General features: G+C 73.0%; 13 protein-coding genes. 5 read left to right on the forward strand and 8 right to left on the reverse strand.

The annotated features are described in order from the left end of the window. Positions 1-101: 101 nt before the first annotated feature. The 4 genes from ACZJYS_RS18150 to rfbD all read right to left on the reverse strand — a co-directional run bounded on the left by ACZJYS_RS18150 (position 102) and on the right by rfbD (position 4,705). Positions 102-1,100, reverse strand: coding sequence for an asparaginase (locus ACZJYS_RS18150; RefSeq protein WP_493179843.1), 999 nt, complete (start codon positions 1,098-1,100; stop codon positions 102-104). A 90-nt stretch (positions 1,101-1,190) separates the two neighbouring features. Next, on the reverse strand, positions 1,191-2,681 hold the full coding sequence (locus ACZJYS_RS18155) for an amidohydrolase family protein (protein WP_493179844.1): 1,491 nt from the start codon (positions 2,679-2,681) through the stop codon (positions 1,191-1,193). Continuing rightward, positions 2,678-3,706 (reverse strand): ABC transporter substrate-binding protein, encoded by a 1,029-nt coding sequence (locus ACZJYS_RS18160; RefSeq protein WP_493179845.1) that lies wholly within the window; start codon positions 3,704-3,706, stop codon positions 2,678-2,680. Before ACZJYS_RS18160 ends, ACZJYS_RS18155 begins: the two co-directional genes overlap by 4 nt. A gap of 102 nt (positions 3,707-3,808) precedes the next feature. Then, positions 3,809-4,705, reverse strand: coding sequence for a dTDP-4-dehydrorhamnose reductase (gene rfbD / locus ACZJYS_RS18165; protein ID WP_493179846.1), 897 nt, complete (start codon positions 4,703-4,705; stop codon positions 3,809-3,811). A 313-nt stretch (positions 4,706-5,018) separates the two neighbouring features. Between rfbD and ACZJYS_RS18170 the strand changes: the two genes are divergently transcribed. Then, a complete protein-coding gene (locus ACZJYS_RS18170) occupies positions 5,019-5,315 on the forward strand; it encodes an HU family DNA-binding protein (protein WP_099097508.1) in 297 nt (98 codons plus the stop codon). A 57-nt stretch (positions 5,316-5,372) separates the two neighbouring features. On the opposite strand, the gene nikR is transcribed toward ACZJYS_RS18170, so the two are convergent. Beyond that, positions 5,373-5,804 carry a nickel-responsive transcriptional regulator NikR gene (gene nikR / locus ACZJYS_RS18175; protein ID WP_109518039.1) on the reverse strand — a complete coding sequence of 144 codons (432 nt, stop codon included), beginning with the start codon at positions 5,802-5,804 and terminating at the stop codon, positions 5,373-5,375. Positions 5,805-5,971: 167 nt separating this feature from the next. On the opposite strand from nikR, the gene nthA reads away from it, so the two are divergent. The 4 genes from nthA to ACZJYS_RS18195 all read left to right on the forward strand — a co-directional run bounded on the left by nthA (position 5,972) and on the right by ACZJYS_RS18195 (position 8,707). Further along, positions 5,972-6,640 carry a nitrile hydratase subunit alpha gene (gene nthA, locus ACZJYS_RS18180; protein ID WP_493179847.1) on the forward strand — a complete coding sequence of 223 codons (669 nt, stop codon included), beginning with the start codon at positions 5,972-5,974 and terminating at the stop codon, positions 6,638-6,640. Continuing rightward, positions 6,637-7,290 (forward strand): nitrile hydratase subunit beta, encoded by a 654-nt coding sequence (gene nthB / locus ACZJYS_RS18185; RefSeq protein WP_109518041.1) that lies wholly within the window; start codon positions 6,637-6,639, stop codon positions 7,288-7,290. Before nthA ends, nthB begins: the two co-directional genes overlap by 4 nt. A gap of 4 nt (positions 7,291-7,294) precedes the next feature. Further along, complete coding sequence (locus ACZJYS_RS18190; RefSeq protein WP_493179848.1) at positions 7,295-7,612, forward strand: nitrile hydratase accessory protein; 318 nt, start codon at positions 7,295-7,297, stop codon at positions 7,610-7,612. 159 nt (positions 7,613-7,771) lie between these two features. Next, positions 7,772-8,707: a diguanylate cyclase gene (locus ACZJYS_RS18195; protein ID WP_493179849.1), complete on the forward strand. Its 936-nt coding sequence runs from the start codon at positions 7,772-7,774 to the stop codon at positions 8,705-8,707. A gap of 19 nt (positions 8,708-8,726) precedes the next feature. On the opposite strand, the gene ACZJYS_RS18200 is transcribed toward ACZJYS_RS18195, so the two are convergent. From ACZJYS_RS18200 to ACZJYS_RS18210, 3 genes are all read right to left on the reverse strand, one after another. After that, positions 8,727-10,223, reverse strand: coding sequence for a tripartite tricarboxylate transporter permease (locus ACZJYS_RS18200; RefSeq protein WP_379649567.1), 1,497 nt, complete (start codon positions 10,221-10,223; stop codon positions 8,727-8,729). 12 nt (positions 10,224-10,235) lie between these two features. Continuing rightward, entirely contained in the window at positions 10,236-10,709 is a 474-nt protein-coding gene (locus ACZJYS_RS18205; RefSeq protein WP_493179850.1) for a tripartite tricarboxylate transporter TctB family protein, read from the reverse strand. An 84-nt stretch (positions 10,710-10,793) separates the two neighbouring features. Then, on the reverse strand, positions 10,794-11,631 hold an 838-nt coding region (locus tag ACZJYS_RS18210; protein WP_493179851.1), incomplete at its 5' end, for a tripartite tricarboxylate transporter substrate binding protein.

Genomic DNA, 11,631 nt, shown 5'->3' on the forward strand with positions numbered 1-11,631 from the left:
CCCTGGGCGTTACCCTGTCAAACAGGATTCGGCGCCCCGCCGGCGATTTCCGGGCCGGCCGCCCGCAGCCCAGCCCGGCGGCTGACGCATGATCCGGCGGCTCAGCCCTCCGCCAGCCGCATGCGGCCCACCTCAAGCCCATTCCAGTTATGCAGCACGGGCGCGGCCAACGGAGCCAGCACCGCCTCCTCCGCCTCGCCCAGGGGCAGCAGGCGGCGCAGCAGGCCCGCCATCACCACCTCGGCGGCGCGCGAGGCGCCATCGTCGCATTTCAGCGCCACGCCGAGGCCGAGTTCCGGCACCGCGGCGCAGAACACGCCCTCCGCCCCCACCTTCACGAAGGCCCGCGCGCCCAGCGCCTCCATCACCCGGGTGTCGAACCGCTCGCTGCCCGCCACCATGAAGGGGTGCGCGGCCACGGCGGCGCGCAGCCGGGCCGCGGCGGCCGCCCGCACGGGCTCCAGCCCGTGCCCGGTGCCGATCCGCGCGAAGCCCAGCGCCAGGGCGCGCAGCGGAATGGCGTAGGTCGGGATGGAGCAGCCGTCGATGCCGTGGCTGCCTTCCTCCAGGCGGAAGCCGGTCACCCCCTCCAGCGCCGCCTTCACCTGGCGCTGCACGGCATGACCCGGCTGGATGTAGCCCGCCGGGGCGGTGTCCGTGCCGCAGGCGAGGCAGACGAAGCCGGCATGCTTGCCGGAGCAGTTGTTGTGCAGCGCGCTGGGCTCGGCGCCGGTGCAGGCCAGGGCGCGGGCGGCGCCAGCATGGCTCGGCCAGTGGGCACCGCATTCGAGCTGCGCCACGCCCTGCCCCGCGGCCCCCAGCATCCGGGCGGCGACGGCGGCATGGCGCGGCTCCCCGCCATGCGAGGCGCAGGCCAGGGCCAGCGCCTCATTGTCCAGCCCGAAACGGTCCGCCGCGCCGCTTTCCACCAGCGGCAGGGCCTGGATCACCTTCACGGCGGAACGCGGGAAGATGGGCCGCTCGATATCACCGGCGGAGAGCACCACCCCGCCCTCGGCATCGACCACCGCGAAGGCGCCGGCATGGCGGGATTCCACCCGGCCGCCGCGCGTCACTTCCACCAGAACCGGGTCCAGCATCGCCCTTCCTCCCATGGCTCGCGCGCCCCGGGCGGGGGCGTGCATGGCTCCTGGCTGCACCATGCGGGCCGCCGGCGGTCAAGCCACCCTTCACTCGGCGCGCAGCAGGCGGCGGGAGCGCGTCCAGCCCCGCGCCAGGGCGCGGCAGTGGCAGGCGACATGCGGGGCAATGGTCTCGCACCACTCCCGCGCCCCGGCATTCACGCCGCGCAGCCGCTCGGCGGCGGCATTGGCCTCGGCGGCGAGGCGCGTCTCGTCCAGCCCCAGCACGCGGCGGTCGCGCAGCTTCCAGGCGCCGCCCACCATCACGTCGGTCACCGCGCTGCCATCCTCGGTCCAGACGAGCTGGTTGGCCGCGTCGTTGAACGGCGCCCAGTTGATGTGCGCGAGGTCGAGCAGCACCAGATCCGCCAGCCGGCCGGGCGCGATCTCTCCCGCCTCCAGCCCCAGCAGCCGGGCGGAGCCGGCGGTGGCCAGCCGGACGGTCTCGGCGGTGCCGAGCCAGTCCTTCTCCTCCGCCTCCTCCCACAGCCGGGAGGCGAAGGCGGCGAGGCGCATCGCCTCGAACATGTTCTGGTTGTCGGAGGAGGAGGAGCCGTCCGTGCCGATGCCCAGCGCCACCCCCGCCCGCAGCGCCGCCCGCGCCGGCGCGATGCCGGAGGCCAGCCGCATGTTGGCGCCCGGATTGTGCGAAAGCCCGGCCCCCCGCGCCGCCAGCAGCTCCAGGTCGGATTGCGTCAGCCAGACGCCATGCGCCACGGAGAAGCGCGGCCCGACCAGCCCCATCCGGTCCATGTGCTCCAGCAGGGTGGCGTCATAGCGCACCGCGCCGGCGGCGGCCTGGTAGCGCGCCTCGGCCACATGGGTCTGCACCCGCAGGCCGAACTCGTCGGCCAGCGCCGCGCAGCCGCGCAGGAAGGCCTCCGAGCCGTGCAGCGGGATGGTGGGGCCGAGCCCGAGCGCAATGCCGGCGGCGCCGTGCCGCCAGCCCTTCGCCGCGGCGCGCAGCGTGGCGAGCGTCGCCTCGGCCGGCGCCATGCGCATGGCCTCGGCGCGGGCCCGAAGCGGTTCGGGCAGCGCCTCCACCAGGCCGGGCGTCGCCTGGAAGAAGGTGAGGTCGGCCACCATCGGCGCCAGCACGGCGCGCAGGCCGACGCTGGCATAGGCCTCGGCCATCGCCTCCAGCCCCTCCGGGGTGGGGCCGGGGAACTCGGCCGGCAGGTCGAAGGCGGCGGTGCAGCCCTTCTTCAGCATCTCCACGGCGGTGAGCTGGGTGGAGAGCTTCAGCTCGGCCACGCCGCGGCCGCCGCCCACCCAGGGGGCATGGGCCAGCAGCAGCGCCAGGTCCCACTTGTCGCCCACCCCCTTGGCCAGGCCGCCATGGCCATGGGTGTGGCCGTTCACCAGGCCGGGGATGACCAGCCGTCCCGTGGCGTCGAAGGCTTCCGCATCCTCCACCGCGCTGCCGGGCGGCAGCAGGGCGGCGACGCGGCCCCCCTCCACCAGGATCTCGGCCAAGGGGGCGGAGAGCGCGTCCGGCGCCAGGACCCGCGCGCCGCGGACCAGCAGCCGCGCCGTCACAGCATCCGCTCCGAGCGGGGGGGCAGGTAGCGGTCGGTGAACATGCTGGCGGCCTCCGGCGGGGTGCCGATGCCATAGGCCTCGGCGTTGACGCGCACCAGCGCCTCGGCCCGCGCCATCTCGAGCGAGCCCAGCCCCTGGGCGCGGCTGTTGGGGGTGATGATGGACCGGTCCCGCGTCATGGCGAAGCGCCGCGTCTCCAGCGCCTCGTCGAACAGCGCCTCGCGCTTCTTCAGCGAGGCCATGCCGGCGGGCACATCGTTCAGCAGCAGCTTCAGACCCTCCATGGAGGCCTTCACGAAGCGCGCGGCACTCTCGCCATTGCGCTCCAGCCACTCGGCGCGGGCGAACAGGCCGGAGCCCGGCAGGTCCAGCCCGTGCTCGGCATAGGGCCAGCCGAGGATCTGCTCCTCCGGGATGCCGAGGCCCACCAGGTTGAAGTGCACGGTGAAGAGGAAGCCGCTCACCGCGTCCACCTGGTTGGTGCGCAGCATGGTGTCGCGCAGGTTGGCGGCCATCGAGGTCCAGCGGATGCGGCCCGTGTCGATGCCCGCGGCGCGGGCGAAGGCGGGGAAGAGCAGGCGGCTGCCCTCGCCTTCCGGCGCGCCGAGATGGCGGCCCGCCACGTCCTGCGGCTTCTCGATGCCGCGCCCGCGCAGCGTGACGATGGCCGCCGCCGTGCGGTCGAACACCGGGTAGATCATCACCAGCCGGTTCTGCGGGTATTCGGCGTTGAACTTCACCGCGCCGGAGAAGTCGGCGAAGCCGATGTCGTAGGCGCCGGAGCCCACCTTCACCAGCGTGTCGCCGGAGCCGAAGCCGCGGTCCATCCGCACGGCCAGCCCCTCGCGCCGGAACAGGCCCCGGTCCTCGGCCAGGGAGAACATGGCGTGGTTGCCCTGCAGCGCCCAGTCGAGCGCGAAGTGCAGCGGCGCCTGGGCGCGGGCGGTGCGCAGCGCCGGCAAGGCGAGTGCGGCGCCCAGGATCAGGCGGCGCGGCAGAGAGGGCTTCGGCGAGGCGGTCATCGGCGGGGCTCCCGGTTCCAAGGGTGCCGCAGGACCAGCAAGAGCCGGGCCACGGGGCCGCGCCCGGCCCCGCCCCCTTGCCTCAGCCCCTCGCCCGGGCCCTCAGCGCCCCGGCGCGGCGGGGAGCAGCTGCTCCAGGCAGCGTGCCAGGGATTGCCGCCAGTCGGCCGGGTGGATGCCGTGCACGGCGGTGATGCGGCTGCAATCGAGCCGCCCATCGGCCGGGCGGCGCGCCTTGGTCGGGTACTGGTCGGTGGTGATGGCGGAGAGCGCCGGCACCTTCGCGCCGCGCTTCTCGGCCTGGGCGAAGATCTCGGCGGCGAAGCCGTGCCAGGTGGTCCAGGGCGCGCCGGTCAGGTGGAAGAGGCCGAAGGCCGGGTCGCCCGCCGGCGCCGCCGCCAGGCGCGGCAGCATGCGGGCGATGGCGTCGGCCAGGTCGGCGGCGAAGGTGGGGGCGCCGTGCTGGTCGGCCACCACCGAGAGGGCGGGGCGCTCGACGCCGAGGCGCAGCATGGTCTTGAGGAAGTTGTTGCCGTCGGCGCTGCACACCCAGGCGGTGCGCAGGATGGCCGAGCGCGGGTTGGCCGCCATCACCGCCGCCTCGCCGGCCTGCTTGGTACGGCCATAGACGCTGGCCGGCGCCGTCGGGTCGGTCTCGACGTAAGGGGCGCCCTTCGTGCCGTCGAACACGTAGTCGGTCGAGACATGCAGGAAGGGCAGGCCGCGCGCCGCGGCGGCGGCGGCCAGCATCCCGGCGCCGGTCGCGTTGATGGCCAGGGCCAGCTCCGGCTCGTCCTCGGCGCGGTCCACGGCGGTGTAGGCGGCGGCGTTGATGATGGCCTCCGGCGCCGCCTGCTCCACCGCGCGGGCGATCGAGGCCGCGTCGGTCAGGTCCAGCTCCGGCGCCTCGAGGGCGGTGACGGCATGGCCATCCTGCGGCAGCCGGCGGGCGAGGGCGAGGGCGAGCTGGCCGGTCCGCCCGGCGACGAGGACGCGCATCAGGCCACCCGCATCTGGGTGGCGCGGCGGCGGTCGGTGATGCTGGGCATGGCAGGGCTCCCCGTTTGCGGAGGGCTCTTTTAGGGAATGGCTCCCGGCCCTGGTAGCCCTCGGCTCCGTGAGATCCGGCGGCACGGGAGACCGCCCTGGATGAACAGGATGCAATCCTGTGGGCCGCTTTCCGCCCCGATACACAAAAAAGGCGTGAAGGTGGGGGCTGACGCCCCCCCAGCCCAGCGGCACGCGCTTGACCACCCCCGGCGGAGTGTGTCTCTCCTGCGCGCGTTACCTCATTACTGCCGGAGTTTGCCTTTTGACCGAAGAAACCCGCCCGCTCAGCCGCCAGGACCTGGTCGACGCCGCCGCCGCCGCGACCAGCCTGCCCAAGACCCAGGCTGATGCCCTGCTGAAGGCCGTTCTGGCCACGGTGGGCGACGCCCTCGGCGCTGGCCGCGAGGTTCGCCTGGCCGGCTTCGGCAGCTTCGCCGTCAGCCAGCGCGCCGCGCGCCAGGGGCGTAACCCCGCCACGGGTGAAGTGGTGGAGATCGCCGCCAGCAAGTCCGTCAAGTTCAAGCCCGCCAAGGACCTGAAGCAGCGCCTGGGCGACTGACCCGAACCGGCGCGGCCGGCGGCACCCGCCCCGGCCGCGCCACTCCCCTGCCCGCCCTCACCCTCTCCGAAGGACGGGCGTCTCGCCGGCATCGTCCGGCAACAGCACCAGACGGCCGTGGCGGACCCCGCGCTCGGCCATCACATGCTCGGCGAAGTGGCGCAGCGCGCCGGCCTCGCCCCGCAGCACCGCCACTTCCAGGCACATCTCATGGTCCAGGTGGAGGTGCAGCGACGACACCGACAGGCCGTGATGGTCGTGGAAGGCGCCGGTCAGCCGCCGCGCCAAGTCCCGCTGCTCATGGGCATAGGTGTAGACCAGCGCCCCCAGGCTCGGCCCGGCCGCGCCCTCCGCGCCGGCGCTCTGCTGCAGGCCGCTCCGCAGCAGGTCGCGCATCGCCTCCGAGCGGTTCTGGTAGCCGCGCCGGCGCACCACCGCATCCAGCTCGGCCGCCAGCGCATCGTCCAGGGTGACAGTCACCCGTTGCATTGCAGCTCCCTCATCCCGCTTCCGCCGGACCGTATCGCGGCCGCCGGCCCCACCGCCAGCCATGCCTCGCGCGAGGGGGGGTCTCCGGCGCCCGGGCCTTGCTTGACCGGACCGGGTGGAAGGACGCACCCTGCGCCGGCCGAACGCAGCGAGGGACCAGCGCCAGCATGACCGGGCATCACCATGGCCACGCGCACGTGCATGAGCATGAGCATGAGCATGAGGGCAGCGAGCTTTCCGGCATGGCGCTGCAGGTGCGCGCCCTGGAATCCCTGCTGGTCGAGAAGGGCTATGCCGACCCGGCCGCGCTGGACGCGCTGATCGAGACCTACGAGACGCGCATCGGCCCGCGCAACGGCGCCCGGGTGGTGGCGCGCGCCTGGGCCGACCCGGCGTTCCGCGACCATCTGCGGCGGGACGCCACGGCGGCCATCCACGGCATGGGCTTCACCGGCCGGCAGGGCGAGCACATGGTGGCGGTGGAGAACACGCCGGAGGAGCACAACCTCGTCGTCTGCACCCTCTGCTCCTGCTACCCCTGGCCGGTGCTGGGGCTGCCGCCGGCCTGGTACAAGGCGCCTGCCTACCGCTCCCGCGCCGTGATGGACCCGCGCGGCGTGCTGGCCGAGTTCGGCGTGGCGCTGCCGGAGGGGACACGCATCCGCGTCTGGGATTCCACCGCCGAGACGCGCTACCTCGTCATCCCGATGCGCCCCGCCGGCACCGAGGGCTGGAGCGAGGAACGGCTGGCCGCGCTGGTGAGCCGCGATTCCATGATCGGCACCGCCCTGGCGCGCCCGCCTGCCGAGGCAACCGCGGCGGAAGCCCGCGCATGAACGGCGCGCAGGACCTGGGCGGCATGATGGGCTTCGGCCCGGTGCGGCCGGAGCCGGAGCATCTGCGCTTCCACGCCGCCTGGGAGAAGCGCGCCCTGGCCGTGACGCTTGCCGCCGGGGCGCTGGGGCAATGGAACATCGATGCCAGCCGCCATGCGCGCGAGACCCTGCCGCCCGGCGAGTATCTCACCTCCGGCTACTACGAGATCTGGATCAAGGGGCTGGAGAAGCTGCTGCTGGCGCGCGGCCTGGTGACGGCGGAGGAGCTGCGCGAGGGGCGGATGCGGGCGCCCGGCCCGGCGCTGCCCCCGCTGCGGGCCGAGGCGGTGGAGCCGGCGCTGATGCGCGGCTCGCCCTATGACCGCCCGGCCACGGCGCCGGCGCGCTTCGCGGTGGGCGCGGCGGTGCGCACCCGCCACTTCCACACCCCGGAGCATACCCGCCTGCCCCGCTACGCGCGCGGCCGGCGGGGCGTGGTCGACCGGGTGCAGGGCGTCTTCGTCTTCCCTGACAGCAACGCGCATGGCCGTGGCGAGGCGCCGCAATGGCTCTACACCGTCCGCTTCGCCGCCGCCGAACTGTGGGGCGAAGGGGCGGACCCGGACCTGACCGTCTCCATCGATGCCTGGGAGTCCTACCTTGAAGCCTGAAGCCATGCCCGCCGAGGCCCCCGGCCTGCCGCGCGACGTGGCGGGGCCGGTGTTCCGCGAGCCCTGGGAAGCGCAGGCCTTCGCCATGGCCGTGGCCGCGCATCAGGCCGGCTGCTTCACCTGGCCGGAATGGACGGCGGCGCTCGGCCGCCACCTCGCCGCCTGCGAGGCGCCCTATTATGCGCACTGGCTGGCGGCGCTCGAGGAATTGCTGGCCGAGAAGGGCATCCTCTCCGCGGCCGAGCTAGCGGAGCGCCAGGAAGCCTGGGCACGCGCCGCCGCCGCCACGCCGCACGGCCAGCCCATCCTGCTGCCGGGTTGAGCGGCGCGCCGCCGCGGGGTCAAGGCGCGCCCCGGCCCTGCCGGCCATTGCGGCGCAGCCTGGGCGCCACTATTTCCGCCGGGCCACGGCCGTGCGGGGCAGGTTCTCCGCGCCTTTCCTCCCCCCGCGCTTCCCATCTGGCCAGAAAGGCAGATCGCCATGCCGTTCCGCATCATGATCGTCGATGACAGCGCGACCAACCGGCTGCGGCTGGCCGCCCTGGTGGCGCGGGTGGCGGAGACGGTCTCGGTCACGCATGCCTCGCCGACCCTGGCGCTGGAGGATGCCGCCGCGCAGCCGCCGGACGTGCTGTTCGTCGACTACCTGATGCCGGAGATGGATGGCGTGGCCTTCCTGCGCGCCTTCCGGCAGCTGCCGCGCTGCCAGACGGTGCCGGCCGTCATGATCACGGCGCTCGAGCAGCGCAGCGCGCTGTACGAGGCGCTGGAGGCCGGCGCCAGCGACTTCCTGACCAAGCCGGCCGACGAGGTGGAGCTGCTCGCCCGGCTGCGCAACATGCTGAAGCTGCGCGCCATCGAGCGCGAGCTGTACGAGCTGGCGCATTTCGACGCGCTGACCGGCCTGGCCAACCGCCGCCACTTCCTGGCCTGCCTGGACGAGGCGGTGGAACGGGCCCGGGAGGAGCGGACGCCGCTCTCGCTGGCGGTGTTCGACGTGGACCACTTCAAGCGCATCAATGACGGTTTCGGCCACCCGGCGGGGGACCGGGTGCTGCATGGCCTGGGCACGGCCTGCGGCGGATTGCTGCGGCAGACGGACCTGGTGGGCCGCCTCGGCGGCGAGGAATTCGCCGCCCTGCTGCCGGCCGCCGGCCTGACCCAGGCCGTGCAGCTCTCCGAGGCGCTGCGCCAGGGTATCGCTGGCCTGGCGCTGCAGGATGAGGAGGGGCGGCCCATCCCCGTCACCATCAGCCTTGGCGTCGCCACCCTGGGCCTGGCGGAAAGCGGCGAGAGCCTGCTGCGCCGGGCCGACCAGGCGCTCTACGCCGCCAAGCGGGGTGGCAGGAACCAGGTGCGCATGAGCCCCGGCCCGCTTCCCTCTGCCCTCGCCAATCCCATGGCCGAGGCGGGCTGAGGCCCGCCTCTGCACCGGCTCACGCCTGCGCCGGCCGGCGCAGGGCGGTGAGGGCGCCGCGGCCCAGCATCAGCAGCCAGATCAGCAGCGTCAGCGCCCCGAGCGCGCCGGCGATCGGCCGCTCGAAGAAGGCCAGCCAGAGGCCGTCCGACTTGATCATCGAGGTCATGAAGTTCTGCTCGAGCATCTCGCCGAGCACCAGGCCGAGGATCATCGGCGCCACGGGCACGCCGTTCTCCTCCATGAACCAGCCCAGCACGCCGAAGATCAGCATCAGCACGATGCCGTAGTTGCTGTTGGTCATGGCGAAGGCGCCGACGATGCAGAACAGCAGGATCAGCGGCAGCAAGATGGTGCGCGGGATGCGCAGCACCTGCTTCATGCTCTTGATCGCCGCCCAGCCAAGCGGAACCATGATGATGTTCGCCAGGATGAAGATGATGAACACCGCGTAGATGAACTGCGGGTTCTCGGTGAACACCGTGGGGCCGGGATTCATCCCCTTCATGTAGAGCACGCCGATGACGATGGCGGTGATGGAATCGCCCGGGATGCCGAAGACCAGGGCCGGGATCCAGGCGCCCGCCACGGCGGAGTTGTTGGAGGCGCCGGCTTCCACCACCCCCTCCACATGGCCGGTGCCGAACTTCTCCGGCGTGCGCGAGAAGCGCTTGGCCATGGCGTAGGAGACCCAGGCGGCGATGTCCGCCCCCGCCCCCGGCAGCGCGCCGATCAGCGTGCCCATGAGCGAGCCGCGGATGAAGTTCAGCCAGTAGCGCCGCATCACCCCGCCCACGCCGCGGAACACGTTGCCGACCTGCGGCACAATGACATGGCCCTGCCGGTGCAGGTCCACCGCGCCCCGCAGCAGCTCCGACACGGCGAAGGCGCCGATCATCACGGCGATGAAGTTGACCCCCGACATCAGGTCGACATTGCCGAAGGTGAAGCGCGGCACCCCCGCCGCGGGATCGATGCCGATGCAGACGATCGCCAGGCCCAGCAGCAGCGAGACGAAGCCCTTCAGCGGGTCGCCTGTGCCGATGAACACCGCGCAGGTGAGGCCGAGGCAGGCCAGCCAGAAATACTCGAAGGAGGAGAAGTTCAGCGCCATCTCGGCGAGCGAGGGGGCGCAGAGCACCAGGAAGAACACGCCGACGATGCCGCCCAGCGCCGAGAACACCACGTTGACGCCGAGGTTGAGGTCGAGCTGGCCCTTCCTGGCCATCAGGTAGGATTCGTCGGCATAGGCGGCGGAGGCGGGCGTGCCCGGCATACGCAGCATGGCCGCCGGGATGTCGCCGGCGAAGATCGCCATGGCGGTCGCGGTGACGATGGCGCCCAGCGCCGGCACCGGGTCCATGAAGAAGGTGACCGGCACCAGCAGCGCCGTGGCCATCGTCGCCGTCAGCCCCGGCATGGCGCCGACGAACATGCCGAACACCGCCGCGCCCAGGATGACCAGCATCACCGAGGGGTCGAAGACCAGGCCGAAGGCCGTCAGGATCGGGTCCATTGCCGCCCTTCCTCAGAGGATGTCATTCAGCAGGCCGCGTGGCAGGGGCACGCGCATCATCCCGCTGAAGAACCAGTGCACCACCAGCGTCGCCACCAGCGCGACCGGCACGGCCCGCACCGGGCGCTTGCCGAACCACAGGAACAGCGCCAGCAGCAGGGCGAAGGCGAGCGGGATGAAGCCCAGCGTCTCGGCGAAGAGAAGATAGGCCACCACCGCCAGCGGCATGCTGAGGAAGGACAGGGCCTGCCCTCCCCGGAACCACCAGGGCGCCAGCTCGACCCAGGCCTCGCCGCGCCGCCGCGCCGCCAGGCCGCGCCCCACCAGCAGCAGCCCGCACAGGACCAGCCCGCCGCCGAGCAGCCGCGGGAACAGCTCCGGGCCGTAATCCTGGCCCGGGAAGGAGGGGAAGTAGGTTGTCAGCCAGATCATCGTGCCGGCCAGCAGCAGCAGGACCAGTCCGAGCACGGCATCGTTCACCCGCATCGCGCATGCGCTCCGCAAGGCGCGGCCGGAGGCCGCGCGGGGCAGGAAAAGCGTGGCTCAGGGCAGTTGCGCGGCACGGGGCCGTCAGCCGCGCGCCAGCCCGGCGGCGCGCATCGCCTCGCCCATCGCCGCGTCGGAGCGGCCCATGAAGGTGGCGAACCCGTCCGGGTCCGCCCAGACCGTGCCGAAGCCGCGGGCGTTCATGAAGTCGGTGAACTCCTTGGCCTTGTAGGCGCGCTCCAGCGCCGCGGTGATGGTCTTGGCCATCTCGTCCGGCAGGCCGCGCGGCGCCGCGATGCCACGCCACGCGCCCGTGGAGTAGCTGATGCCGAGCTTCTCGTTCAGCGTCGGCACCGTGTCGAATTGCGGGTTGCGCTGCGGCGCCATGATGGCGAGGCTGCGCGCCCGGCCGGCGTCGAGCATGGCCCGCGCCTCGGGCACGGAGCAGGTGACGATGTCCACGCCGCCCGCGGCCAGGTCCTGCATGGCGGGCGCGGCGCCGTTCGAGGGCACCCAGCGCACATGGTCGGGCTTCAGCCCCATCGCCTGCAGCCAGCCGATCAGCGCCAGGTGCCAGATGCCGCCCTGGCCGGTGCCGGAGGCCTTCATCTTGCCCGCCGGCGCCGCCTTGATGGCGTCGGCCAGTTCCTTGATGTCCTTGTAGGGCGAGGAGGCGCTGACCTGCACGCCCGGCGGGTCCTCGTTCATCAGCGCGAGCGGCCGGTAGTCCTTGTAGGTGAGGTTGGTCAGCCCGGCATGATGGAGCATGGCGATCTCCACCGTGATGATGCCGATGGTGTAGCCATCGGGCTGCGCCGTGGCGATGGCGGAATGGCCGACCACCCCGTTGCCGCCGGTGCGGTTCACCACATTGATCGGCTGGCCGAGATCCTTCTCCAGCAGCGCGCCGATGATGCGGGCC

The organism is Roseomonas sp. TS2 (assembly GCF_058833935.1).